The organism is Streptomyces sp. NPDC086080, from assembly GCF_044540255.1.
Classification (GTDB): Bacteria; Actinomycetota; Actinomycetes; order Streptomycetales; family Streptomycetaceae; genus Streptomyces.
On the sequence record NZ_JBITRU010000023.1, the window covers coordinates 43382 to 69637 of the forward strand.

15 protein-coding genes are annotated in these 26256 nt (G+C 66.6%); 5 read left to right on the plus strand and 10 right to left on the minus strand.

The annotated features are described in order from the left end of the window. The first annotated feature begins 152 nt into the window (after positions 1–152). The 5 genes from ACIF9R_RS24950 to ACIF9R_RS24970 all read left to right on the plus strand — a co-directional run bounded on the left by ACIF9R_RS24950 (position 153) and on the right by ACIF9R_RS24970 (position 4101). A complete protein-coding gene (locus tag ACIF9R_RS24950; RefSeq protein ID WP_399984091.1) occupies positions 153–1298 on the plus strand; it encodes a hypothetical protein in 1146 nt (381 codons plus the stop codon). 924 nt (positions 1299–2222) lie between these two features. After that, positions 2223–2354: a hypothetical protein gene (locus ACIF9R_RS24955; RefSeq protein ID WP_399984094.1), complete on the plus strand. Its 132-nt coding sequence runs from the start codon at positions 2223–2225 to the stop codon at positions 2352–2354. A gap of 197 nt (positions 2355–2551) precedes the next feature. Next, positions 2552–2959: a hypothetical protein gene (locus ACIF9R_RS24960; protein WP_399984097.1), complete on the plus strand. Its 408-nt coding sequence runs from the start codon at positions 2552–2554 to the stop codon at positions 2957–2959. Then, entirely contained in the window at positions 2952–3464 is a 513-nt protein-coding gene (locus tag ACIF9R_RS24965) for a hypothetical protein (protein WP_399984099.1), read from the plus strand. The genes ACIF9R_RS24960 and ACIF9R_RS24965 overlap by 8 nt, the downstream gene beginning before the upstream one ends. A gap of 394 nt (positions 3465–3858) precedes the next feature. Continuing rightward, positions 3859–4101 carry a hypothetical protein gene (locus ACIF9R_RS24970; RefSeq protein WP_399984102.1) on the plus strand — a complete coding sequence of 81 codons (243 nt, stop codon included), beginning with the start codon at positions 3859–3861 and terminating at the stop codon, positions 4099–4101. An 89-nt stretch (positions 4102–4190) separates the two neighbouring features. On the opposite strand, the gene ACIF9R_RS24975 is transcribed toward ACIF9R_RS24970, so the two are convergent. The 10 genes from ACIF9R_RS24975 to ACIF9R_RS25020 all read right to left on the minus strand — a co-directional run bounded on the left by ACIF9R_RS24975 (position 4191) and on the right by ACIF9R_RS25020 (position 26231). After that, a complete protein-coding gene (locus ACIF9R_RS24975) occupies positions 4191–4574 on the minus strand; it encodes an HU family DNA-binding protein (protein ID WP_399984104.1) in 384 nt (127 codons plus the stop codon). Positions 4575–4707: 133 nt separating this feature from the next. Beyond that, positions 4708–5073 carry a hypothetical protein gene (locus ACIF9R_RS24980; RefSeq protein WP_399984107.1) on the minus strand — a complete coding sequence of 122 codons (366 nt, stop codon included), beginning with the start codon at positions 5071–5073 and terminating at the stop codon, positions 4708–4710. 41 nt (positions 5074–5114) lie between these two features. Then, positions 5115–6785 carry a hypothetical protein gene (locus tag ACIF9R_RS24985; protein WP_399984110.1) on the minus strand — a complete coding sequence of 557 codons (1671 nt, stop codon included), beginning with the start codon at positions 6783–6785 and terminating at the stop codon, positions 5115–5117. Positions 6786–6852: 67 nt separating this feature from the next. Beyond that, positions 6853–12411, minus strand: a complete 5559-nt coding sequence (locus ACIF9R_RS24990) for a hypothetical protein (protein WP_399984113.1) — start codon at positions 12409–12411, stop codon at positions 6853–6855. Positions 12412–12588: 177 nt separating this feature from the next. Next, positions 12589–16638 (minus strand): type IV secretory system conjugative DNA transfer family protein, encoded by a 4050-nt coding sequence (locus ACIF9R_RS24995; protein WP_399984116.1) that lies wholly within the window; start codon positions 16636–16638, stop codon positions 12589–12591. Between the two features lie 133 nt (positions 16639–16771). Further along, on the minus strand, positions 16772–18844 hold the full coding sequence (locus ACIF9R_RS25000; protein WP_399984119.1) for a hypothetical protein: 2073 nt from the start codon (positions 18842–18844) through the stop codon (positions 16772–16774). A gap of 143 nt (positions 18845–18987) precedes the next feature. Then, on the minus strand, positions 18988–21897 hold the full coding sequence (locus ACIF9R_RS25005; RefSeq protein ID WP_399984122.1) for an AAA family ATPase: 2910 nt from the start codon (positions 21895–21897) through the stop codon (positions 18988–18990). A gap of 152 nt (positions 21898–22049) precedes the next feature. Next, the gene (locus ACIF9R_RS25010) at positions 22050–23321 is read right to left on the minus strand and encodes an ATP-grasp domain-containing protein (RefSeq protein ID WP_399984124.1); all 1272 of its coding nucleotides are present in this window, start codon (positions 23319–23321) and stop codon (positions 22050–22052) included. 497 nt (positions 23322–23818) lie between these two features. Next, positions 23819–24883: a hypothetical protein gene (locus tag ACIF9R_RS25015; RefSeq protein WP_399984127.1), complete on the minus strand. Its 1065-nt coding sequence runs from the start codon at positions 24881–24883 to the stop codon at positions 23819–23821. Positions 24884–25004: 121 nt separating this feature from the next. After that, the gene (locus ACIF9R_RS25020) at positions 25005–26231 is read right to left on the minus strand and encodes an acetyl-CoA carboxylase biotin carboxylase subunit family protein (RefSeq protein WP_399984130.1); all 1227 of its coding nucleotides are present in this window, start codon (positions 26229–26231) and stop codon (positions 25005–25007) included. Positions 26232–26256 lie beyond the last annotated feature (25 nt).

Genomic DNA, 26256 nt, shown 5'->3' on the forward strand with positions numbered 1-26256 from the left:
CCGTCTCCTTCGTCTCGGGTCGCGGCCCAGCCTGGTTCGGGTGGGCCGGCTCTTCGCCCATTGCAGCGGACCGGTAGCACGGCGACCGGGCGAAGGTGGGGGGTCTCCAAGAACCGCCGACCACTGTGAATCGGCGCCGGTACGGTCGCAGGGTGAACACCACGAAGGTGCCCAGCCGGGCGGACCAACAGCTCATCGAGCATGCCCGTGAGCACGGCTTCACGGTGACGGGCAAGCAGTTGTCCGGATGGAGGCGCCACGGGCTGCTCCCGGCGAACGCGCATGGTGGAGGGCTCGGTCGCGGTCGGGGCAGTACTTCGCAGCCGGCGGCCGCCGGCTTCGCTTTGGTGCTCGGTCTCGCCCGGCTGGCCGGGAGAGGGAAGCGGCCGGCGGACGTGGCGCTGGCCCTGTTCGGAGAGGGCCTGCCGGTGCCGGAGCCAACCGTCCGGGCCGCCTTCCGGACCGCCGTGAACGCCATCCGCCTTCCGGGCACCGCCCCGGGGCAGGACGTCGATGAGAGGCTGGACGCCGTCGACTCCTACATCGGTCGCGGCGGCCAGGCTGTGATCATGGTGCCCGCGCGGGCACACCGGGTGGACGAGCAGATCGCCGCGTTCTTCGAGTCTGCCGGTGTCCCCTGGCCACCTAAGGAACTTGTCCCGTTTGACGAGCACTTGAACGACGAGCGACTGACGCCGCAGGGCGCCACGTTGTTCGCCGCCGACGCCTTGCTCACGGGCAGTGCGCCCCTGCCGCTCGTCGGCGCGCTGCTGCGTGGGATGGCACCCGGCCTGGACGTGAATCCGATCGCGTCCCTGGTGGAGACCACGGTGCGCGACGTTCCGCACTCCCCCGTCCTGGGCCCTGACGACAGCCTGACGATGCCGTCCGGCGACGTCCGCAGTGTCCTCCGCACGCTGGCGGAGACATCCTCGCCGGAGGACCTCACCGCCGCCTGGCAAGCCGCCCAGGGTGTGCGCTCCTGGGCGCTGGACCTGTGTGCGCGAACGGAAGCAGAACTTGCCGCACGGGCGCCCGGCGACGCCACCACGGAGTGGTGGATCAGCAGGCAGATGCCGGCCGGGCTCTACCTCCTGGAGGAGCTACGCACCCGGCACGAAAAGGCCACCAGGACCGCTCTGTCGGCTCTGCTCCTGCTGCTGCAGCGCGAAACATTCGCCGAGCTCGATCGGGTACAGGCAGGCTGCCAATGGGACCTCGCCCAGACACCGGGCTTCCTTCCCCCGCCCGCCCGTGCCTTCCTCGCCCTGCCCTCGACCACTCCGGCTTCCCTGTAGGCATCTTCAGGGCCGGCGCAACGCACACGGGCGGCAGGCTGGTACGCCACGCGCAATTGCAGAACACTGCCGCCCTCGTTCTCTGCCGCTGACCAGGACGAAGACGTGCATGCCGTCGAAGGCGACCACTCCTGGGACGCCGGCAGTCGTGTCGGTGAGCTCGTCGACGTCGATAGTGCCGGGGTGCTGTGGCCCGGAAAGATGGCTCATCTCGGACGGGTTCGAGCGCACTGGTCGTGGCCGGGGTAACGGGATGGGGGCGGGGCGCCCCTCATGGCTTCAGTTGGGCGGGACAAGATCCAAGTACCACCAGGGACCGCCGGTGTGCCAGCGCCGCACCCACTCTGCGAAGCCCATTACGGCCTCACCGTGCGCTGGGAGGGCGGCATCTTCCGTGACTATCCAGACCTCGCCCCGGCAGGGTCCAGTGGTCAGCAGCAGCCAGAATGACTCGCCGTTTTGGGACCCGAGGACGACGGAGCCGGCGTTGAACACTGCGTTGATCTGCGATTTCTCGGGGCCGACCTCTGCGTTGTCGCTCTAATACCAGGCTTCCTCCAGGGGAACGGCTCCCCCGGCTGCCGCGGGACGATACCCGCCCACGTATCGGGGAGACGGTCCAGCGGCTGGAGGCCACCGTCTCCTGGGGGCCGGATCGCGATCCGTCGCTGACCTCTGAGACAGATGTCCGGTAGGGCTCCGGATGGACCACCTCGTTATCGACCCCGCCGAAGCGGTCGCGAACACCCCCTCACCGCAGCCCACCAGCGTCTGACGGTCCACCCAAGACTGTGCGGGGCCTTCTGTGAGATCCGGGAGCCGCCTGCCCACCGCTCGCACCCTCACCATCAACGGCCCGCCCGCCCGGGGTGGGCCGTCGGCATGCCCACTCCCGCTCTGCCCCCGAGACCCAGCTTGCGGGGCTTGGCGGCCGTCGCTTCACGGTGTGCTCCCCGGATCGGGCCTGCCCACTTCCTGGACGACCGTGACCGCGTGGTGGCCCTGTGGCGCTCGCTCGGCATCGTCTGCCTGCAGGTCGACGAGGGGAACTTCTGAAGTCGCGACCGTCCATCCGTCAGGGCCCGTGCCCCGGCTCCGCACCGTGCGGGGCTGGAGCACGGGTCTCCTCTTTGTCTTGCCCGTCCCACCTCTCAGAGACGGAGCGATCCACCATTCGACGCCCTTATCGACTAGGCGAGAGCCGTCGTATGCGAGTCGATGACAAGCTATTCCCGACTGATTAGGCTGAAGCTATGACTCACAACAGCAACGCTCACGACAACGGCACTCCCGACGCCGAGCTCCCGAAGTTCTCCGTCAATGTCGTCCCGACCGACCAGCTCAGGCGCGAGGACCTTGCCACGATGCTGAACCTCTATCGCCGCGGCGAGATCACGCCGCTGATCTTCGGGGACGACAACAAGCCCGAGGCCGCGATCATCCCCTTCGCCGCGTTCGTGCGCCTCATGAAGTACGACCACGCGGCCTACGCCCACACTGAGGCTGCTTTCCAGGCTGAGCTCTCCCGCCGCATCCAGGAGTCCGACGCCTCCGACGAGGCGGGCATGACCATCGAAGAGCTCGCCAAGAGCCTCGGCCCGCTCGGTCAGCAGTGGGCCGATGAGCATCGTGCTGCCCAGCAGGAGAAGCGTGATGAGTGAGCGTCAGCCTCCCATCCGTCTTCTGCCGACCGCCGGTCTCAAGCAGGACCTCCAGACGCTCCATGACGCCGCAGTGATGCACCCTCATGGACCGGAGGACCGGCTCCTGCGCGTCGCTCTCAACCGGCTGGGCCGGATCAAGCAGGGCGCGCCGGGCACGCACCCGCTGGAGTGCATGCCCAGTTATCCCGACCTCTCTGATTGCCAGACCACCTACGTCGGCGCGGACCCAAGCGCGAAGCCCTCGCACCGGATCGTCTGGCGGGAGCGGGCGCCCCAGCGCCCGGGCGAGCCCGTCACCCGCGAGGTCATCGCCCTGGGTGAACGCGCGAACGGTCAGGCCTATTACATGGCCGGCCAGCGCCTCGGCCGCCCTGTGGGCTTCACTCTCGCCGAGCTGGCCGCGCAGCGCGAGCCGATCGCGAGTCCCTCACGACCCCGACGGCGCTCGATCAGCAACTTCTATACGCCATCCGCGGATGAGCCTGGCCTCCAGTTTGAGTGACCTGTAATCCGCTATTCTGTTCATCATTGATGACTTCTCGCAGAATGGAAGTAATGGTGATTTGATAAGAGTGAGATGGTGACGATGTACGACTACGAGCCAGTGACCCAGGCGGCAGCTGTGGATGCCGATCCCCAGTCCAGCACAACCGCGGGACGCCGCCGGTGGATCGATCCTCGTTCCGCCCTCTTCGTACGGCGCGGCATCGGACTGGCGATCACCCTCGGCATGGCCTACGGAATCTTCCACGTCATCTTCCGCACTGAGGTGCTCGCCCCCGTGCTGGCCTACGCGAGGCCCCAGGTCGGGCCTGGATCGCACTGGCGGCCCTCGTCATTCCGCACATCGGGCTGTACTACCTGCTCTTCGAGGACCGGAAGTAGGGCGGGGCACCATGTTCAAGAGCGCCCGCCTCATCATCGCCCTCAGCCTGATCGGCGGCGTCAGCCTGGCAGTCATCATCGGATGGGTCACCGGCTTCTTCGTCTCGATCGCAGACACCGTCGCCGGCCTGTGGAACGACTTCACGGACTGGATCAACTTGCCGCTGGGGTGGGAGCACCTTCTCGCCGGGGCTGGCGTGCTCTTCGTCCCGGTCATCGTGCTCATTGTGATCTTCGCAATCGCCGACAACTAAGCCTCTCAGTTGGGCTCGTCCCGCCACGAAAGAACCCCCGTGATGCTTGTGCATCGCGGGGGTTCTTTTTTCTGCTGGCTCCTCGTCGCCTACGATGCGGCCCGTAGCTCACGTTCCTCAATGACGTCCTCGAACTCGTCGGCATCCTCGATCATCCCGTAGGTCTCCGGTGAGATCTCATCCTCGTTGCCCCCGAGTCGGCGGTTGAAGCTGCTCGACGCGGAGAACTTCAGCACCACGTAGTCGTCGACGTCGCTCTTACCGAAGCGCACCTTGTGGCCCTTGTGATCCTGTCGGTAGAAGCGGCCGAAGCTCGTGAGCACGACCGTCTCCCCACAGCTGACCGCGCCCGTGAGTTCACTGAGCAGCGACTCGTACACCTTGTTCACCACTCGGACCGGCAACTCGCTGCGAGTCGCGACCCGAGAGATGAACTCGCGCTTACTGACACGCGGATTTGTCGTCGTCTCCATGCCTACACCCTGTCCTGTCGTCCTTCAAGCCGCGGTTTCACTCAGAAACCAGTCTATCGAAGACAGTCATGAGTCTAGAAGGAGCGCCGGGCTTATGGAGTGCCACTCGCCACGCTTGTCATGACCCATTCGACTAAAGCTCCAGATCTGGTTCGATCTCCTCCCGGTCGTCCTTGGGCTCGTAGTCGACCGACTCGATGATGTTCCGCGTGTTCGGATCGCGGCGCTGGTTCACGATCTTGTCGTGTGACTCCTCGAACCGCTGCTGCGCCGCCACACGGTGGGCCGCGTCGAGCTTCGCGCCGATGTTGCGCTCCCCGAACTCCATCATTGAGCCCAGCAATGACTTCGTGCCCTGCTTGATCGCGCTGACGTTCGGCTTGTTCTGGGCCCGCTGCTGCTCCCATCGGCTCCGGTCCTCCGGCGTGACGTAGCCGAACATCCGCGCGAAACGCGATCCGAACCTGACTTGCTGTCCCTCATTCTGTTCCTGGCTCATGGCCCTTCCTCCTGCTCCTTGTTCGTGTTCTCGGATCGCCTTCAGGCGGGCTGGTAGTCCTCGGTATCGGCCTCAGCGTTCGAGCTCTCGTTCTGCGGGCCGGCCTCCCGCTCGGACGACGGGCCCGTAGGGCGCGACCGCGGCTTGAGCCGCTGCTCCTCGAAGAAGGCACCCGGGTCGTCGACCGCCGTCTGCAGCGTCTGCTGCCAGTTCTCCCCGAGGCTCCGCTTCAGCTCGGCCTCGAGATCCGGGTACTTCTCGTTCACCGCCTCCATCGCGTCGACGTAGGCGTTGGAGTAGACCCGCTGCTGCTCCTCGGGCGGCAAGCCGTCGATGTCCATGCTCGCGATCATCACCTCGGACTGGTCCAGGCGGTGCTGGAGCATGTCGGGCAGCTCGCTGGTGTCCAGACCCTGCTTCTGCGCCGCGAAGCCGACCAGGTAGCCCAGCATGTTGCCCCCGTAGCCCTCTTGGTCGCCGCGGCCCAGCGCGTCGAGCATCGAGGTCTTCATCGTCTCGGCGAGCTGGACCTGGTGGGCGTCCGCGTCCATGGGCCGGCGCAGCGTGAACATCCCGTCCTCGGGCAGACGCTGGCCCAGCTGGTCGTCGAACTCCCCACTCCAGACCGTGCGGACTCTGTCCGAGCCCGCGATCCGCTCCTCGTGAGCGGGAGCCTTGACGATCCGGCCGTGGGCCACGCCGTTGAACATCGTGCGCAGCTCGGGCTCGTACTCCATCCGCTCGCCGATGATCATCCGCGCGCGCTGGACGACCTCCTGGCGCTCCAGGCCGTCTTCACTCATCTGCTCGTGCAGCCGCTTGCGCATCGCCCGGTAGCTGTCGCGGATCAGGCCGGCGTCCGCGCCCGGCTCACGCATCTTCCAGAAGGCGTTCTCCATGAGCGCGACCTCGGTCATGGCCGCCGAGTCCGGAGTGAACATCTCCCGGTGGCCGCGCTCACGGTGCTGCATGGCGTCGAAGCGCTTGCGCCACTTCTTCGTCAGGTGGTCACGCGGATCGGTGCTGCCGATGAGGCGCTTGCGCCGGGCGTCGCTCGGCACGTCCTTGAAGATCCTCTGCCGGTGCGCGATGCCGTTCTCAGCGGAGGCGACCATGCCGCGGGCCCTGGTGTCGATGCGCTCCTGGATCTTGTCCTTGAGGGGCTGGAGGTAGCTGTCCATCTCCTTCTTGAAGTCCGGGGCAAGCATCCGCATCGTCATCACCATGCCGGCGGCCTGGATGATCGAGTTGGCGTTCAGTCCGCGCGAGAGCGGCTTGAGACACGACTGCATCATCATCTGCATGTAGACGTGGTGCATGACGTCGAGCTCCTGCGTCCGCTCCTCGTCGTTGAAGCCGGGCACCAGCAGCTTCGAGTCCCGCAGCGAGGCCATGTACTTCTCGCCGGCCAGCCGCGTCTCCGCCCGGAGCTTGAGTAGCTGCTCGCGCTGGTGCAGGCCCTCAGTCTCGTCCTCGGCCCGGTCGACGTCGATCCGGTGCACGCGCTCGCGGTCGGCCATCCGCTCCCGGGTCTTCTCACCGAAGAACCCGCGGGCGCGGTCCCGGAGCCGCTCGCGCCAGGCGCGCGAGCCGTCGTCCTCCGGCCCCGGCTCGTCGATCACCTCGGCGTCGATCGGCTCGTCTGAGCGCGAGTCCCGGTAGGCGTACGCGTTGTCCTGAGGCTCGTCGGCCTGCTGCCGATCGTCGTCCACCGGAAGCCCCTTGGTCGCGCGCCGGCGGCCCGCAGGGCCCGTTCCCAATTCCTTGTGCGGTGCCATCTCAGTCCCCCATCCCGTAGTCGTCGTCGTTGCCCTGCGGCTGATCGATCTCGATGCTCGGCGTGTAGACCGGGCGCGACGCGCCCACGCCCACGGCATGCGCAGAGCGGCGATGCGAGCCGCGGGTGCGGGGGGTGCGGGAGGTCCCCGCGTCCTGAGAGATCACGTCGCGCTTGACCACCGAGTCATCGACGGCAATTGCAGCGCTGTCCGAGCTGTGCGCTTCAACGGAGCCCAGCTGATCGAGCTGCCGGGACATCTCCGCCCGGGTCTTCCGGGGCCCCGAGGACGCGAACTGCTCGTTCTTCTCGCCGTCGTAGACGCTCTCGCGGTTCTTGGCCGCCTGCACGAGCGCCTCGAAGCCACCGCCGTAGGCCATCCGGTCCATCACAGTGCCGGCCAGCAACGGGTCCTCTTCGAGGTTGCGGATGAGCCCGGTCTTCGGGTCCTCCAGCGCACTGGCCACACGGGCCACGTAGTCCGGGTTGACCGTGACACCGAAGCCCTCCTTGGACTCGTAGAACTCGATGAATTGCTTCTCCCACTCCTCGGCCGTGGCCTGGACCGGCTCACCGTCGAGGAACGCCGTGCGCCACTGACCGGGGCCGACGTGTTCAATGCTGCGGCCCCTCCAGAGCTCGCGGCCGGGGCCCTGGAGCATTGCGTACTTGTGCCGGGCCTCGGCGGCGTCATGCTTGGCCTGCAGGATCGACTGAGTCACCGGGTAGGTGACCTCCAGGACGGCCTTGAGGTCTTCGCCGCGCAGCGCGCGCACGGCGCGCTGGCTGAACGAGCCGCCCAAGCCGGTGCCGTGGGCCTTGATCGCCGTGGCGAACATCGAGGCTTCCTGGTCGGCCTGCGTGATACCGGGCGTGCCCTGCGCATCGCCCAGGTTCCGGGCGTAGTCGGCGAGCTTCTTCTCGCTGCCCTTGGCACCGGTCTCGACACAGACCTCGCGCACGCTCTGCAGGTGCGCTTCGCGGTCCGAGAACGTCAGTGCCGCGCCGAACTCGCCACGCTGCGCCTGGCGGTACAGCGCGCTCAGCTCCTCCGTCACGACCTGCTGGCCGAGCTTGATGTCCTCAGGCGACCTTGCGCCCGTGAGCGCTTGCAGCCGGAGCCGGTTCGCCTCGCTCCGCGAGCTCTCCAGTTCCTCGGCCAGTCCGGCGTTCTTGGAGAGCGCGACCTGAGTGTCCAGCGAGACCTGCATGGCCAGCGGGTGCGAGCCGTCGCTCTTGACCACGCCGGTGTCCAGCAGGTTGGCCGACACCGAGAGCTTCGCCAGGGCTTCCGCCTTGGCGGCCTCGCTGTGCAGCTTCACCACGGCGACCGCGTCGCCGTCGAAGTCGCCGTCGAAGCAGGCGTCCATCACTGGGTTGATCGCGGCACCGGTGAGCCGGTCGTCGATCGCTACCCGCATGTAACGCACGCCGGCGTCACGGAGCACCGGATCACGCCACACCAGCGCGTGGTCGCCCTCGGCCAGCCCCAGCTGCTCGGCCTTGACCGAGCTGAGCGCAACCTTGTCGACGTCCAGCCGCGGGTCCGCGGTCCACACCATCGTCGCCGAGTCGGTCAGCCGCGAGGCCATCAGCCCGTTCTTGAAGATGTTGTTCTTGCCCGTGAGTACCCGGTTCTGCACGTCGGTCGTGATCGCCTCGAAGGCGCGCTGAGCGCGCGAGACCGAGTCGCTCATGCCGCGACGCACCTCGGCGCGCTTCTCCGCGGACAGACCCTGGCTGTCCAGCTGCTCGGCCATGTAGCGGTAGCGGCAGGCCTCGACGAAGACGTCCTGGTAGCTGCGGGTGTAGTCGTGCGTGACGGAGGACCCGTCCTCGAACTCCTGGCCACTGCGCAGATGCGAGGACATCACCGGCAGCTTCCACGAGCTCGCGCTCACCGTCTCGGTCTGTTCGCCGGTCGGATACGTGAGCGGGAACGGGATCTCCATGTCGCCGCCGCGGTCGCCGATGAGACCGCCGAAGGACTTGCGCATCGCCGTGGTGTTCAGTCCCGGGAGCTGGCCCGCCTTGCGCGGCTGAGTGCGCAGCAGCTCGGGCATCGGGATGAACCGGCGCTCGGGGCGCTCGTCGAGGCCCTCGGCCTGGCCGATCACCCGCAGCGTGCCGTCGGCCTCCATGTCCATGCCGGTCACCAGCAGGTACTCGCGCAGGTTCGACTCGGCCCCGCTGTTGTGGCCGTAGAACTCGCGCATGATCGCCGGGCAGTCCTGAGACTGCAGCGCCCAGGCCAGCTGCGAGGAGGCCTTACGGCCCTTGCCGGCACGCACCTGCTCGTCGTCGTAGATCTTCGTCTTCTCGTCGACGGCCATGTGGGTGACCACGAAGCGCATCTCGCCCAGGGCACTCGGCCGCAGTTCTCCGTTGGGGGAGCGCAGGTCGGAGACGTTCCCGCTCATCAGCTCGCGCGCCGAGCCCGCGTTGCGCCGGGAGATCAGGCTGAACGGGCTCATCACCACGTCCAGGCCAGGGTTGGCCCGGAACCAGTTGACCTCTTCGACAACATCCTGCTCCTGCGCGTCCTGCAGCGGCATGTCCCGGTCGACGATCAGCGAGATCACGCCCTTGTTGCCGTGCAGATCCGAGATCTTGTCGCCCACGACGAGATCGCGCTCCTGGCCGCCGGCCCCGCGGATGCGGTGGCGCTCGGCGAACTCCTTAGACACCACGATCGGGTCATCAGCCGTCCAGCCGCCGAAGGTCATCAGCGCCGTCTTCGCCGGCGCGGTGACCTCAGAAGACTGCATGATCGTCGAGGCCGTCATCTGCTGGCGGTCGAACGGGTCGTACCGCAGCGTCTCGAGCTCGGGGAGAGCCATGAGCGGCGCACGCTGCCCGGCCACGCTCTCGTCGCCCGGCACAATCCGGCCGTCGGCGTCGACCTGAGCCTGAGTGGTCAGGTACCGCACGATGCCCTGGTTGGTCGCGCCTCCGGTCATCACCGGATCGAAGTAGCCGCTGGGCGCAGCAACGTTGTTCCGGTCCTTGCCGGTGAGCACCGTCATGTTCCGCCCGCCGGTGAGCCGCCAGGCGTCGAAGCGGTTGTCGTCAGCCGGGTCAGTCCGGTCGCGCTGGGCCCGGTACTCGGCGTAGATCGTCGAGCCGGCCTTGATCTCGTTGGAGTAGCGCACACGGCGCGCCTCGGTCTGCAGGATCGCGGCCGTCCACTCGTCAAGGTGCTCCTTGATCTCGCCGGTGGACTCGTCGAGCTGGTACGTGGTGGCGCGCTCGATGAAGTCGATCGGATGCTTCGTGCCGTACAGCTGCGAGTAGACCGTGTTGAGCGAGGAGGGCTCGCCGGTCTCGCTGCGCCCGGCGATGAGGTCGCCGGCGATCTGGTACTGGATGCGCTCGTGCATGAGCTGCTCGTAGCCGCGCAGGCGCGTGCGTTCCTCGACCGAGGTCGGAGCCTCGCCCGGAGTCTGGGCCGTGATCGTGGCCTCGTAGCCCGGCACGACCAGAGAGTTCTCCCCGCTGGCGAAGGCGGTGGTGATCTCGCCGTACTCGCCGACATCGAAGACCTGGCCGATCTCACCCGAGATCGGAGTCCCCTTGCCGTCACGGCGCAGCTTCTCGCCGCTCCAGCGGATGACGCCCTGCTCGTCGACCCGGATCTCGGAGACCGTCGCCGCGTTGCGCTCGATGCTCTCGCGCACGGTGGCCCCGATGCGCCGCATGAACGCAGATTCGTGATCTGCGATCGGCACGGAGCGCTCGGCGTTGAAGCGGACGAGCCGGTCCTTGAACCGGGTCGTCTGGAAGGTCGAGCCCATCATCTCGTCGGGGGAGATCCCGCAACGACGCAGCGCCGAGGCGAGGTTGTCGAGGTTCGACCACTGCCCGGTGGGGCTGGTCATGTACCGCGCCACCCGGTCCGGGTTGAAGCGCTGATCGACCCACTCGCCGTCGACGTCGTGAGGCTCCGCCTCCCAGGTCCCGATGAGCTCGAAGGGGACGTCCTCGGCGTGCTGCCGGACCTTCTCGACGGCGGTGCCGCCGTAGACGAGGTTGCCCATCTCGGGCACCTCCTCGGCCTGCAACTCGCCGATCTCATCCAGTCGCTCCTGGTACATCTCCTCGGTCGCACCCGGGCGCAGCAGATCACTGTGCGCGCCGGTGAGCACGTCCCAGTAGGAGCGCTGGATCGCAGCGACCTCAGAGTCAGCCGAGTAATCCGGCGGCTCGATCACATCCAGATCTCCGCCCGTTCGCTCCAGCTCGGCCTCAGCGCGAGCGATCAGGTCTTCGACGCCAAGAGCTGCCTGCAGATTCTCCCGCGCGCTCTCGACGGCGGCCTTCGCGTAGGCCTCAGCGGGCTCGGCATCGACGAAGAAGGCCGGCAGGGAGCGGTTCTTCGCGTCCCGGCGCAGCATCACCTTCGACCCGGGCCGGGGACCGGCTTCGCCGGGGGCCACGTAGTCGCCGACCACGAACATCGACTCCCGGTCGACGTGGTAGCTGTCGGGCACATCCACCACCGTGCGGCCACGGCCCCGCTCCTGGTGCGTCGTGCCGGTCTCGCCGGCGGCGCGCCCCGGAAGATCCGTGCGCTCGATGCGATGGCCCTGGGCGAAGCGCAGCAGCGATACGGCCTCCGCCGGCGAGGGGGAGTAGACCGCCATGCCGCCGGGGACCCGGTAGTTCGTCGAGTAGCGCAGCACGGTGCCGTTGTCATAGATCCGGGCTCCGGCGTACTCCTCCTGGCGCGTGTCGGTGAGACGGATCTCCATGCCGGTCCCGGCGATCTTCGCCTTGATCTGCCCAGGTTCGCGGTCGCGCATCACCTCGTAGGACACGCCCTGGGCCTTCAGCTCTTCGAGCAGTGCTGCCGAGCGTGCCACGGCGCGCTGGGACATGAAGCGGTTGCGGTCGACACGCTTCGTCTGGGGATCCCGGCCGCCGTCGATGACCCACTTGCGGACCTGATCGTACTCCTGCTGGCTCATCTTGTCCATCAGCGCGGTGAGCCCAGCGGCGTCATCGTTCGTCATCGCTCGGCCGGCCTCGAAAGGCTTGCCTTCATCGTCGATACGCCAGAGCACCATGTTCCCGCGCCGGGGATCGGCCAGGGTCTCCACCTCGCCGCCGGCCACGCGTCCGATCGTCTCGTCCGGCAGGTACACCAGCGCGGTCCCGGCGCGCTTCACGGTCGCGCGTTCGGACCAGCCGGGGTCGTAGGGGCTGATCGGCAGCCGGGCCGACTTCGGGTCGACCTGGGCGCCGACGCCGGTGGCACGGGTGAACTCCCGCTGCGACTGCTGGTAGCGCTCGTTCTGCGGGGAATGGTCACCGAACTGCGGCTCGTAGTCGGACACCCGCTCGCCGAATGCCTGGTCGATGGCGGAGAGGCAGTCCGTGACGCCCAGCCGCGGGTCGGCCAGCGCGGTGCCCCGCTGGCCCAGGATCTCATCGACCCGGGCGCGGATCACCTTGGCCTGGGAGATCGGAATGACCTGTCCGGTCTGCTCCCGGGCCTGCTCGACTGCCTTGTAGTAGACGTACTCGTAGAAGTACCTGCGCAGTCCATGTGCCTTCTTCATAGCCAATCAGCCTCCTGTGGACGCTCGGGGTTACATAAGTATGTATAGAGCCTACCCCGCTTATCGAAAGGAGGTGAGAAGCTATCCGGAAAGGCCAGTGCCGAGGTGGTCTCCCTTAGTCGAGAGACGACCTCGGCACTGGTCGTGATCCTTGGCTGGCCCCCAAGTGGCCGCCAGCTACTTCGCGTTCATCTCGATGGCCATGGCCCGGTCGAACCGGCCGTCGGCCAGCACCTCCCAGCTGGGCAGTGAGGCCAGGTACTGGTAGAAGGCCGCGTGGACCTTCACCGTCGCCAGCGACTTCAGGTCCTCCTCGGTGACGTCCTCCCCGGCGAACACCCGCGAGTCCTCGTCGTTCACATGGCCGTTGATCCGGCGGGCCGCCTTGGCGTACGCGTCCGAGCGGATCTGGCTGATGTACGTCTGAGACCCATCGGCGCTGCGCAGATCGCCGTCGCCGCCGACCGAGAAGTGCTCGCGATCCTGTTCCAACTCGGTCTGCGCCGACTTGTAGGCCTCACCGATCTCGATGTCCAGGCTCTTGACCTTCGCCGAGCCGTCGGGGTTGACCAGCATCTCCTTGCTGATCGTCCCCTCGGCGTAGAGCAGACGCTGCCGCTCGGCGCTGACCGTCTGGCTCTCGGCGACCGCAACCCCGACCTCGACGTTCTCGATGAACTGGTCCTCGTCGAACATGCTCATCCCCTCGTACGCGTCGGGGTCGACGACCACCGGAGCGTTGGGGTCCTGGCCCTCGTCGACCGTGGTCATCGTCGTGATGACCTCCATGACCTCGTCGGCGTAGACATCCGGGTCCAGGCGCTCGATGTCGACCTCCTGGTAGCCGTAGATCTCCTTGTACTGCGCCTTCGCGTCCGCGGCCTTGACCGCCTGCCGCATGCGCTTCTCCAGCATCTTCACGAAGTCCGGCTGGTTCATCCGCACGTCGAAGTCCATGGCACTGGACAGGGTCGGGATCGTCTGCAGCGAGTACGTGTGCCCCGGGTGCTTGATCGTGTTCCCCAGCAGCCGGAACGACATCGGCAGGATCGTCTGGTTGCGGTTCCAGATCGGCGCGTCGCCGGCCCGGAAGACGATCGAGTTGCGCGGCGAGAGGAAGGCCATGTCGTTGTAGCTGATCAGCGGCTCCTCCTTGGTGTTCATCGTGTAGGAGACCCGGCCCTCGGTCTTGCCGCCGATGACCTTGTCGAGATCCTGGCTGATCTGCTTGCTGTCCCGGTACGACCGGTGCGTCTTGCCGCTCATCTTCTCCAGCGTCTCGATCATCGAATCGTCCGTGGACTTGAGGAAGACGATGTTCGAGGTGTTGCCCTGCACGATCTTGTCGACGCTCTCGCCGTAGACGTCGCGCAGCTGCTGCAGGGTCTGCAGGATGAGCGTGAACTGCTGTTCCTGGCCCAGGCCGATGGAGAGCATCGTCTCGAAGCCGTCGATGCCCTTGCCCTCCGACTGCAGGTTGCCGAGCTCGTCGAGCATGAACCGCGTGCGGTAGAGCGGCTTCTGGTTCGACTTCGTCATGTACGCCTGGTCGGCGCTCACGTCGAACAGCTGCTTGACCAAGATCAGGATCAGCTTCGCGTACTTCATCAGGTGAGGCGGAGTCACCAGGAACAGCGCCTTGGGGGACTCCGAGTAGCGCGACAGCGTCTGCGTGATCGCCCGTGCCTGATACGAGACCTTCTCCGGGTTGCCGCCGCCGGAGAAGTCGAGTCGCGTGTCCGGGTAGAGCGTGTCCCCGGCCTGGAAAGACAGGATCTTCCCGTCCCGGGTGCCACCCTCACGCACCGGCTTCAGCTCACGCATCACGCCGTTCTTCACGATCTTCTTGCCCGTCACCGGCTCGACCACGTAGTGCCGGCCGTTGAGCGAGACCTGGTAGTTCTTCGTGAAGCTGAAGTAGAAGGTCCGCACCAGCATCTTCGTCTGGGGGTTGACCAGCTCCAGCTTGAGCCAGGCTTCGTCGCCAGGGAACTTGCCCTTGAAGTTGTACCGGGCCCAGCCCTCGCGGCCGACGATCTCCTCGTGCTCGAAGTCCTCACCGAGGTTCTCGGTGAACATCGGGTCCGCGTAGGCCGACCACACGGCCTGCTGTCCGACGAGGTGGTCGCGCTTGACGTAGTTCGGCGCGAAGCGCACGCCGAGGCGACGCGGGAAGCTCAGGCCGGCCAGGTCGGTGTTCTGCGAGGGCTTGCCCGAGGTCAGCGTCGAGATCGTGGGGTCGGTGAAGAACGACATGGCGGTGATCGCGATGCCGTACACCGAGGCCAGCATTTTCTCCGCCCCGGCCATCGAGCGCAGCGCGTTGTGGGCGTTGCCCACCAGCGTGCGCATGTTGTTCCGGGGCAGCTCCTCGCTCGCGTTGAAGTACAGGCTGAGCATGTCCTGATCGGCCTTGCCCTCCCACATGAAGGCCTGGGCCGCCGCCTTCTCCTGCTCCTCGGCCAGGGCGTCCTCGTTGTTCTCGAACTCGCCGGCCTTGACCCGCTTCTCCAGCTTGGCCTCAGGGTTCTTGATCTTCTTCGAGCTCATCTGCACGAAGAGCTGGTAGCAGTTGTAGAGCGTGACCTTGCCCCAGAGGTCATCGAGCTTCTGCTCCAGCAGCGCCGGGTCCATATTCAGCACGGCTGCGGCGCTGCGCAGTTCCCGCTCCTCCTCCAGGTAGAAGTCGATGAGTCCGTAGGCCGCGCGCTTGAAGGCGTTGTTGGCGGCATTGGGCCAGACCGGGTCCTCGCCGCCGTCGAGCGGAAAGAAGATCCCGGCGATGTTCTCCACGTACAGCGCGCACTTGGTGAAGTTGCCCTCACGCGCCGCGTCGGCCGCCAGCCCCAGGGGGTTGTAGATGTCGGTCTTCATGGAGTTGATCAGATTGAACTGCACCGGCTCGAACCCGCGTGTGACCAGGGGCACGTAGTTCTTCACCAGCAACTCGCCCTTGGGGTCGTTGATGACCATGTTTGAGGGCTTCTTCTCCCGCGACCACATGTCGATGACCGGCTCGATGTACGTCTGGCCCTTACCAGCTCGGGTGATGGCCAGCACCATGGTGTTCACCGGCGCGGTATCGACCACGTACGCCCCGGCCGGGCGCTGGACCTCGTATGCCGGGAACGTCCAGTCCTCCTTGATCAGGTCAGCGACGGTCTTGTACGTGTCCGACCCGAAGCCGAGCTTGTCCCGGTTCTTGCCGTCAGGGTTGTAGGGGATCCGCGTCGTGTCGTACTTCTGACGCAGGGTCTTGTCATCGGGGAGCCCGGATGCCTCGAACAGCTCGTCACCGAAGTCTTCGTCGATGATCGGCAGGGTCTGCGTCAGCGGATTGCCCTCGTCGTCGTCGATGACCTCGCCGGCGTAGTAGACGAGGTTCCCCTCCTCGTCGATGACGTCCTTCTTGGCGCGCTGGGCGACCTCGACGGTGCCCAGGCCCTTCTTCTTGAGCATCATGTGGCTGAGCATCGAGCTGACCTGCACGCTCGAGTGAGCACCGGCGTCGGGGAACCAGTCGTAGTTCTGCTGGATCTCTTCCGGCAGGGCGATGTGCTGGTCGTTCTGGTACTGGTTGATGTCGCTCGTGGTGTTCATCAGGTTCGCCGCGGCGACCTTCCGCGAGAACCACGTGCCGATGATGAGGGCGACCATCAGACCCGAGCCGAGCGTGATGAAGAGCTTGAATCCCGAGGCGTCGGCCAGCTGCTCGCCGACCGTCGTCGCGCTCTTCTCGGGCTCAGCCGGCTTCTCGGCGCTGGGCTTGCCGTCCTTCGCCGCGGTGTACCAGCTGGGGACCGGAACAGCCTCAGCGCTGGGGTAACACTTTGCCTTCACGTCCGGGTTGCCGTCCTTGGTCAGGGGCCGGTAACACTTCACGACCGAGCCGCCCGCACCCGTCGTGGTGTCCTGGACGTAGTACGCGCTCGGCTTGCCGGTGCTGCTGCCGGGCACGCCCGAACCCACGGACGCGCCCGCCGAGAGCACCGCCGCGGCGATGAGCGAGTAGAAGACCCAGGCGACGATCGTCACCAGCGCGCCGGTCATCACCGCGACGACGATGCCCGGTCTGGTCGACCTCAGGGTCAGGAACGTGCTGCGGTCCAGCTGCTGGTTGTCGTAGACGTCTCGGTTCGTCAGCGTCTCGCCGGGCGTCCGTGCCGAGATCTTGTCCCAGCTGCTCGCCTTCGGCCGTGCCGCCTTCCGCCTGTTCGTGGCCATCATGATCCCTTACTCCCGGGCCTCGCTCGTTCTGCTGTCCTGCTGTCCAGTGCGCCTGCCTGCGCAGACGACGAAGGCGCATGGGGAACGCGCCCCATGCGCCGTCAGATCACCCCGTCGGCCATGACTGGATCGCTCAACGGGTCAAGACCACCCCGACGATGAAGCCGGCCGCGCCCATCAGGAGCGAGAGCGTGATGATCATGACGACGAGGATCTTGTTCGAGCGGCTCTGCATCTCGGAGGCCCGCGCCAGCTCGTTGGCGTAGGACTCCTTGTCGGTCTGCATCTCCGCCAGGCGCGCCTCGTACCGCTTGGCCACTGAATCCTCGACCGTCGACAGCTGCTGGAGCAGGTCGGTGACCCGCGCCACCTGGGAGTTGGTCTTCTCCTTCTCCAGGTCGAGGTTGTGCTGCCACTCGGCGTCCCGAGCCGTCATCTGCGTGATGGCGTCCTTGCGGTTGCGTTCGAGCTCGTCCTGCATCCGGCGGATCCGGTCGGCGTGCTCAGAGCGCACCGACTCCAGGAGGTCCTGCTGCTCCCGGCGCAGGACGCCGATCTCGTCCGTGGTCCGCAGGTGCTCGGCCAGCGCCTCGGACTGGGCGATGTCGGCCTTGCGGTTGTCGTCGACGATCCGCTGGATCTCGGACTTCCACTGGTTCAGGCGCTCTTCCTCTGCCGCCAGGTACTCCGACTGCCGCTCGGCCAGCACCTCGAAGATCCGCGTCTGCCCGGTCTGCATCTTCAGCGTCGCGTCCGAACGCCGGACCCGCAGGATCTCCTGCTGGTTGTGCGCGTGGGTGTCCTCGATGTCCCGCTCGATCTCGGCGACGGAGTCGATCTGCTCGCGCTCCATCTTCGAGCGGTTGCGCTCCTTGTACTGCAGTTCCGCCGAGAGCGCCGCCTGCTGGGCCACCTTGGAGGCCTGCGACTCGTAGTCCTTGGCGATCTCCGCCCGGCGGGCCCGGATCTTCTCATCCTTCTCCGTCTGCCGCTGCTGGTGCTCGGCCTCGGCGGCGTCCTTCAGCAGCTTGTACCGGGAGCCCGCACGGTCGGTGGCCACATCGCGGATGACCTGCTCGGTGTGCGCCGACATGAGGTTGACGTAGAGCGCACGCAGCTCATCCTCGTGCGCCGAACGGAGCTGCATCAGGTCTGCGTTGGCCTGCCGGTTGAGCTGGGCGACCTGGTCCCCGAGCCACTCCGTCGAGCCCTCGGGCACAGCGATCTGCACGACCGGCGCGCCGATGGCGAAGGTCGCGTTGAACTCATCGAGCCGGACGTCCAGGTCCAGCTCCTCGGAGAGGAACCGGCGGGCGATGACATCGCGCACCTGGGCCTGATCGGTCAGCAGCACAGTGTCGCCGGCCTCCTGGTAGTCACCCTCGACGCCGTAGCCGGCGTCGGTCTCGTCGAAGCCCTCGTAGCCGGCCACCTCGGCGCCGTCGTAGTACGGCTCCGACTCGACCGGGACGGTGCCCGCGTCGTCGATACCTGCGGCGTCCTCGTCGAACATGGGTGCGTCCGCCCTTTCATCCTCGTCGACGACGTCGCTGAAGAGCGGCTCGTCGTCCAGGCCCTCGTCAGCCCCCTCGACACCGGGGATCTCGTCGAAGATCGCATCCCCCTCGTCCTCCCCGAGGACGGCGGGGACGGGGCCAGTGACTCCAGCCTCGGCGACCAGGCCGCTGTGCTCTTCCCACGCCTTCTTGCCCACGGCTTCTTCGAGGCTCGTGGTACCTGCAGCGACAAAGCGCGCCTGAGCGAAGGTCGCATCGTTCACCAGATCGACGAGCAGATCGCCGCTGGGCTTCTGCCACACGACGGCCCAGGCGTAGGTGGCACCGGTGAGCAGGGAGTACTCCTCCATGCGCGCGAGAGTCTCGTCGGTGGGGATGATGCCGAAGACCTCCTCTTCGAGCATCTCCGCCGTGGCCACCGTGCGGATCTGGTCGGAGCTGATGAGCTCGATGATCGAACCCTTCGCCTCGTCCCGGCCGTGCCGCTTGCTCAAGCCGCCGATCGAGTCGGCTGCAAGCACGAGCATCACCCAGGCCGTACCGCTGGGAAAGACGAACTGCGTGTTCGACCGCAGCAGCTCGACCGCCGCCGGGATCGCCGTCTCTCTCACAACGGAGGCCAGAAGCTCGTCGGGCTTCTTCTTCCGCTCCTTCCGGTGGCTTCCCGTTGCCGTACCCAGAATGCCCATTGATGCGCGATCCCTCCGCTAATAAAACACAGTTCACCTGGTTTATGAGTATCCTATCGCCCTCCTATCTAGATGGGCAATCATGGGACATGAATGGGATATCAACTCATGAGTCGACTGGTTCCCGCTGTCCTCGGACCGGTTCATCGCACCGCGCTGACCTCGACGTAGGCGTCGGAACTCAGCAGGTTCTTGTCGTCGCTGACCAGGTCACCGACGACGTCGATGCGGATCCGTCGTTCCGAGGGGTGCTCGTTGAGGAAGGTCGCCACCGCGGTGGTGACCTCGTCGGTCAGCTTCGCCACAGCCGCACGCGCACCGCCGGCATCGGAGTCGGTGTCGCCCTTGTCCTCGATGAGGTACTGCAGGACCCTCGCGTCGACGTCGATGCGCACGTTGTGCTTGACGAACACCTCCTGCACCATCTGGCGCAGCTTCGTCCGCACGATCTTTTGCTGCGTCGGCAGCGACAGCGGCTGGAATGGCACGATCGCGTCGATACGGCCCAGCAGCTCGGGCGGAAACCGGTTGTCGCCCGTCGTCGAGGAGATCGAGCGGCGGATGAGCTTCTCGTACTCCATCAGATGCTTGCCCGACCCGGTGTCGTCGGCGGCGTACTGCGAGATGTCCTTGTAGATCTCCGAGCCGGCGTTCGTCGTCAGCACGATGTAGGTGTTGAGGAAGCTCACCACGCGGTTGTTGTCGTCGTTGAGCCGGCCGTCGTCGAGCACCTGCAGCAGCACGCGTGTCACCATCGCCGAGGCCTTCTCGACCTCGTCGAAAAGCAGCACCGCGTGGGAGAGGTCCCACACGCGCTTGGTGAGCTCAGAACGGAACGCCGCGAACGACGAGTCCTCGGCGTACTCCGTCATGTCGAACCGGATGAGGTGCCGCTGGTCATCGCCGAACAGCAGTCGCGCCAGCTGCTTCGTCAACTCGGTGTTGTGCGTGACCACGAAGTCGCCGGCCTGGTAGAGATGCTCGTCATCGTTGACGTAGATGCACGACGAGCTCTGCTGCTCCGGCAGCTTCTCGATCGATGCGATGCCGACCATGTCGAACTTCTTCACGCGCTGACGACCCGAGGTCTCGATGACCGCCCGCCGTGCGATCTCGTGCTTGCGGGGGAGGGAGAAGAACCGGGCCTTATCCTCGTTGCCGACCTTCACGTGCACGCCGTGCTCGGCCAGTTCGCGCCCGTCCTTCTTCGTGCGTGTCGACGATTTGATCGTGTTCGAGACGCCGAGCGAGAACAGCACCTCCCTGAGGTCCTCCGCGAGCCCTTTGGAGAACGTCGAGTACGAGACGTTGAAGCGGTCGTTCGAGCCGCCGATTGATCCGTCGGTGTCGAAGAGGCCCTGCACCAGCGCCCACCGCTGCTGTACCGATCCGTGTTTGTACCTCTCCGGGATACGGCGCTCCGCCGAGCGCGCACCGATCAGATCGGGAACCGAGGCAAGAACGTCCTTCGTCTGGTACAGCGAATCGCGGCGGTCCTCCACCGGGCCAACGCCGACAGGGAAGACCCAGCTGTAGCTGTGCCCGTACGACTTCGGTGCCGATCCCAGCCATTCGCCCACCATCCACACGGTGTGGTCGGCGTCGTCCCCGTCAGACGAGAGCGTCAGCTGCGTCTCAGTGAGGCACCCGTTGCCGATGAGGACGCCCAAGACGTACGGGTCGACGTCGAAGTCCTGCTCCGGCCAGTGCACCGGTCCGTTCGCCGGGATGAAGAACTTCAGATGCTCCCGAGAGTCGCCGGGGTAGGTCCGCACGACGCCACGCTCGACCATTTCCTGCGTGCTCGTAACCATCGGCGCGACGTCCTTGCCCGCATGCTTCTTCGACCGCTGCTTGGCTGTGTAGACCGTCCACAAGTGCGGTCCTCCGACGTCGAGAGTCCGGCCGTCCCAGAGCGTGACCCGGTAGACGTCCTGCATGCCCTGCGGGAAGTGTCCGAGCACCTCGACCGGGCGACCTTGACGACCGAACACTCTGTCGCCCGGGACCAGGTCGCCGTGCAGCTTCCAGGTGGTCTCGCCGTCGCTCGAGTAGACAGGAACCTGCGTCGAGTCGGTGCAGAATTTCCCCACACCAGTGGAGCCCGTGAACAGCAGGCTCGCCATCGGCTTTCCCTTGTCGTTGAGGTCCGCCACCGACAGCTGCAGACGACGCGCCACCGCGCCGGTCGCCCAGTCCTGGCTGAACACCTTGGCGTCCAGCTGCTTCTTGATCTTCGCGCCGTCGACCCGGAATGCGACGTTCACGTTCAGGGACTCCATGAGCACGTCCGAGAGCAGGTCCCGGTCCATCGGCCGGTGCGTCAGGCGATGCCAGCCGACCATGGAGTCGAGCACGAGGATCGACTTGCGCGGCTGGGCGCTGGCGGGCATGTAGCGCTGGGTGTACTCGTAGATCTGCCGGAAGATGTGGTCGTCGTAGAACTCGTCGGCCACCCCGTACCGTTCGGCCATGCCCTGCAGGATCTTGATGGTCGTCGCCTGGTCCGGCGGGTTGAGGTTGATGCGCTGCAGGCGCTCGACGAGCGGCTGGTTCGGCGCGATGTGCTTGTGGAACTCCTCGTAGGTCGTCGCCGCGATGATCCTGATGCCTCGGGTTCCCGAAGCCGCGAGGACGGGCTTGATCGCCTCGACAGCGGCGTTGGAGAGCTGGGTGATCTGGTGGAACTCGTCGATGAAGAGCACCAGTTCGTGCTTCTCGTCCTTGACGAAGTCCTCGGCCTCGTCGAAGAAGTTTTTGAGCTTCGCGGCCATGTTCTCGGCGTTGCCCGCCTCGGAGATCATGCGCGCCGGGTCCACCTCCAGGTAGAGGCGATCCGGATCTACGAGCATCGTGGCCTGGACCAATGCGGTCTTTCCCGTTCCGGCCTCGGCCAGTAGAAGCGCATTGCACAGCTCAGGGCGGCTCATCGAGGCCAGCAGCTGCATCGTCTCGTGCTCACGGCCGACGATGTCGCGCTCGGCCTTCTTCAGTGGCTCCGAGAGCTTGGACAGGAGTGGGTAGCGCCCGTTGAGCTGTGCCTCATGGAACATGCCGCGCAAGGCCTCTCGACTGGACTGATGATTCAACTGGGAAATCAATAGGAATCTTATCATGAGTCACATTCAATAGGGTATTGAATGGATAATGCGAAAGGCCTCGGAGTGGACTCCGAGGCCTTTCGTTCCGTGTGCTGGTGCGGTTTCTATCGGCTGCAGGCGGTCGTGCGGGCCTGTGGGGCGATGAGCAGTTCTAGTGCGTCTTCGATCTGGCTCAGGCGTGCCGCGCATTGCGCGGGATCGGCGCCGCGAACGATCCAGTGCGCGAGGCGGTCGTCGTAGGTGGCTGCCGGTGGCGCAGCGACATGGGCTCCCGGCTCTGTGGTAATCACCAGTCGCTCCAGCCAGTCGTGATCGGTCAGTTGGCCCGGGGCTGCCAGGTGTTGTATGGCGCCGGTGAGGTCCGGGTAGAGAAACTGGATGGCTGCGCTGCGTGCACGACTGGGCTGCAGTCGTGGGCGGGTACCGGTGGCGATGTCCGCCGCGATCTGGGCCAGGTTCAGGCCCAGTGCCTCATCGATCAGGACGTGGAGCAGGTCGCCTCCCGGACGGCCGTTGATCTCGACGATGCGCGGACCGCGAGCGGTGAGCATGACCTCGATGCACAGGGCTCCGCAGGTCACGCCGACGGCGTCGACGGCGGCAGTGATCAGGCGGGCGAGCTCGGGGTCGGCCAGCAGAGGGTCGTGGGCGTCTACGCAGTGCCCGTATTCCTGGGCGGTGGGCGGCGGCCCGACCCGCTTGCGGGTGACGGCGATGATGCGGCTGTTGCTCGGGCCGAGGACCGCCGTCTCCACACTGATTTCCGGGCCGTCCAGGAACTCCTCGACCAGGACTCCCTGGGGGCCGTAGGCGTCGAGGCCGAGAACGGTCTCCCGGCCGGCCCGGTCGAAGGCGGCCCGTACTTCGGAGGGGGTGTCGGCCCGCATCACGCCGGCGCTGCCCGCCTGGGCGCGAGGTTTGACCATGACGGGGAAGCCGTTATCCGCGGCCCATGCGACGGCAGTGTCCGCGTCGTCGGCCAGCACCGAGCGGGCGGAGGGCACACCGTGCACGTCCAGGAGGCGGCGGGTGGCCGCCTTGTCCCGGCAGGCCTCCATGGACTGAGGGCTGGCGCCAGGTAGCCCGAGCTGCTGTGCGAGGAAGGCCGTGGTGACGACGTGGTGCTCCATGTAGGTCATCACGCCGCTCAAATCGTGGTGTGCGGCGTACGTCTTGACCTGGGCTGCGGTGGCTTCGGTGTCGGTAAGGTCGACAGGGATGTGGTCGATCAGGTAGGGGCGGGCCCAGTCGGGGGCGTCCGCGTCCGCGAGGACGACGGGGTAGGCGGCGGCAATGCTCGCCAGGAAGGCGCGGCGATAGGCGGGGGAGGTTCCGCCGGCTCCGAGGAGCAGCAGGGGCTTGGGCGTGGTTGCCATGGGAGAGCTCCAGGAAAGTCAGGAGGTTGGGGGAGGGCAGGGTGGTTTTGGTCAGGGCCTTCAGCGGGGGGGGCAGACAGCGGCTGCGGCCAGGTACCATCCCGCGAGCAAGAAGGCGAGCAGTACGGCGGTGGCCAGGGTGGTCCCCAGATTTCGGCGTAAAGACCGCGGGCGTGGGAGGGCGAGATCCGGTTGAGGATGTCGGCCGCGGCGACGAAGCGCAGTGGCGCCTCGTGCCGGGCGGTCCCGAACGTCTCGTGGCCGGTCACTTGGAATCCACCAGACCCTCTTCGGCGCCGAGGTACATGTCGTCGACGACAGGCCGCCCGATCGGATCGCAGACCGTCTCCTGCTTGCCCGGAACGATCGTCCCGCCGCTCATGTACCGGACGGCCGCGGGTGCAGTGCGATCTTGTGGTGCAGCAAAACAGCTCATGTGTGTAGTGAGCCAAGTGGCCCGGGACGGAACAGAGGAGGGCGGCATATCCGCCGCGTCGCTACCGCTGAGTGCTCGCGGAGCCCACTTGCCCCCACTCGCTGTCGATCACCTGCGCGCTCTGCGGGGTGAGTGCGGCCAGGAGCTGCCCCTGGTACGTGTCGTTGATCGAGGAGATCTCGCCGCTTTCGCTGGCGCCGAGGGCGATCTGGGCCTCGCCCGCATGGAGGTAGCCGTTGGGGTACTGGGGCTTGACCACCGTCTTCTGGGTGTGCGCGGTCCCGGCGATAGCAAGGACTCCACCGTTGGCCAGCCGCAGTGCGTACACCGTGCTGGAGGCCGGCTCCGCGGTGACGAACCAGCTGTCTGCGATGTTCTTTCCGGTCTGGTCGTCCTTGCCGGTGCCGTGTGCCTTGTAGCGCCGGTAGCTGCTGATGGCTTCCTCGGTCTCCGCGGTGGAGGCCAACTTCTTGCCCTCCTGCGCCCCTCCGGTTTCCCACAGGTCCTCGTACGCGGTGCGGAGCTGGCTCGGAGCCAGCGCACCGACCTGCTGTGCGGGGTCGACACTCTCGGCCAGCCCGTGCCGGTCGACGGCGATCTTGGGCAGTGTGGTCTTCTTGCCCAGCCAGATCGCCCCGGACATCTTGTACGGACCACCGTCCGCCTTGTCGAAGACGAACATGCCGCGGGACTTGTCACCGTCGGAGGAGGTGGCCGTTACGGCGAACCACGTGGCAGGGGCGGCCGGGATGATGTACTGACGGTTCTCGTACGCGAACGGGCTGGAGTAGGTCTTCTGCTTCTTCGCCGTCCACGTCTTCCACTGCTTGTAAGCGCCCTGGTCCTGGGCGTAGGGAACCCCTGCTTCTACGGTGCCCAGCAGCTTGGCGTCCCGTGCGGCATTCGCGGCGTTGTTCACTGCCTGGAAGTGGTCGACCACCTGCTGGGCGGCCACCTTGCTGATCGCTCCCTTGGGTACGGGGGTGCGGCTCGTGCTCGGAGTCGGGCTGCCAGCGCTGTCGGGGTCCGAGCCTACGTCGCACGCGCCGAGGGCGAGCGCCACGACGATGCTCAGGGCCGTGAGCGCCAGCGGACGCAGGTGGGCAAGGCGCGTGGATGGAGACATGCTGAGGTTCCTTCCGGGAACGGCGACGGTGGAAGTGTTCTGTGCGGTGTGTTGCGTGCGGTGGACGTGGTTGAGGTTCAGGCCGGTGGCCTGCGAAGGCACGTGCGGCGGCCAGAGTTGCTCACGCGGCGCGGGGGACGACGGAGGTGACCTTCACGTCGGCGCGGGCGAGGACATCGGCGAGGTGCTGCTGGGCGTCGTGCGCGCTGTCGCCGCTGACGACCGCGTACCCGGCGCGGATGTTGTTCGGCGTAGTGCTGGAGGGGGTGAGAGTGACGGTGTCACCGACGTCGCACAGCCACTGGAAGTGCTCCAGGTGCTGGTCGCTGCCGGATCGCAGGTCGCGGTGGGTGACGATGCCCTCGGCGGGTGGATAAAACATGCCGATGGCGGCGCTGCGCTGCCGGGTGGGGCGCAGGTTGGGGATTTCGCCGCAGGCGAGGGCGGCGGCGGCAAGGGGCAGGGAGATCCCGGTCGCCAGGCGTACGAGTTCACCGATGAGGTCGCTGCCGGGGAGGGCGTTGACCTCGATGACTTTCGGCCCTTCTGGGGTGAGGCGGAGTTCGGTGTGGCTGACGCCGTGGGTGACGCCGAGTGCCTCCAGGGCGGCCGAGGCGATGGGGGCGACCTCGTACAGGAGCGGGTCGTTGGCGCTGACGCTGTTCCTGGTCGCCAGGAAGTAGGGGGCGAAACCGACCGCTTTGCGGGTGACGGCCACGGCGCTGGTGACGCCGCGGTGGGTGACGGTCTCCACGGAGATCTCGTCTCCGTGGAGGTACTCCTCCACGAGGACGCCGTCTCCTTCCGGGCCCTGGTGGGCGGCGCCAGCGGAGGCGATGGCCCAGGCTGCGGGCAGATCGGTGATGGTGTCCACGCGGATGACGCCGATGCTGCCGGCGTAGGCGGCGGGCTTGAGGACGACCGGGTAGTGGACGCGTTCTGCCGCCGAGGCCGCGGCGTCCAGGGAGTGCACCCAGGTGGAGGCGGCGGAGGGGACTCCGGTGGCGGCGAAGCGCTGGCGGGAGGTGGCCTTGTCCCGGGCGGCGGCGACGGCCGCAAGGGTGTTGCCGGGCCGTCCGCCGAGGCTGTGTGCGAGCCGGGCGGCGGCCATCAGATGGAACTCGTCCCAGGTCAGTACCCCGGCGATGGGCCATCGCACGGCGAGGGAGGCGGCGGCGTTGTTCACCGCGATCGGATCGCTGAGATCAGCGACTTCGTGGTCGATGACGTAGGGCTTCTGCCAGGTCAGGGGCGCGTCGTTGATCAGCAGCAGCGGGTAGTGGGCGGCGGTCTGTTCCAGCAAGTAGCCGCGCAGGGGGCGTGGGCCGGAGCCGATAACGAGAAGCATGGGGTGGGACACGGTGAACTCCCCG

Bases quoted from the DNA above. Each gene is read 5' to 3' on its own strand.
- ACIF9R_RS24960 (WP_399984097.1), top strand. From the start codon at position 2,552: ATGACTCACAACAGCAACGCTCACGACAACGGCACTCCCGACGCCGAG.
- ACIF9R_RS24965 (WP_399984099.1), top strand. From the start codon at position 2,952: ATGAGTGAGCGTCAGCCTCCCATCCGTCTTCTGCCGACCGCCGGTCTC.
- ACIF9R_RS24970 (WP_399984102.1), top strand. From the start codon at position 3,859: ATGTTCAAGAGCGCCCGCCTCATCATCGCCCTCAGCCTGATCGGCGGC.
- ACIF9R_RS24975 (WP_399984104.1), bottom strand. From the start codon at position 4,574: ATGGAGACGACGACAAATCCGCGTGTCAGTAAGCGCGAGTTCATCTCT.
- ACIF9R_RS24980 (WP_399984107.1), bottom strand. From the start codon at position 5,073: ATGAGCCAGGAACAGAATGAGGGACAGCAAGTCAGGTTCGGATCGCGT.
- ACIF9R_RS24990 (WP_399984113.1), bottom strand. From the start codon at position 12,411: ATGAAGAAGGCACATGGACTGCGCAGGTACTTCTACGAGTACGTCTAC.
- ACIF9R_RS24995 (WP_399984116.1), bottom strand. From the start codon at position 16,638: ATGATGGCCACGAACAGGCGGAAGGCGGCACGGCCGAAGGCGAGCAGC.
- ACIF9R_RS25000 (WP_399984119.1), bottom strand. From the start codon at position 18,844: ATGGGCATTCTGGGTACGGCAACGGGAAGCCACCGGAAGGAGCGGAAG.
- ACIF9R_RS25005 (WP_399984122.1), bottom strand. From the start codon at position 21,897: ATGTTCCATGAGGCACAGCTCAACGGGCGCTACCCACTCCTGTCCAAG.
- ACIF9R_RS25010 (WP_399984124.1), bottom strand. From the start codon at position 23,321: ATGGCAACCACGCCCAAGCCCCTGCTGCTCCTCGGAGCCGGCGGAACC.
- ACIF9R_RS25015 (WP_399984127.1), bottom strand. From the start codon at position 24,883: ATGTCTCCATCCACGCGCCTTGCCCACCTGCGTCCGCTGGCGCTCACG.
- ACIF9R_RS25020 (WP_399984130.1), bottom strand. From the start codon at position 26,231: ATGCTTCTCGTTATCGGCTCCGGCCCACGCCCCCTGCGCGGCTACTTG.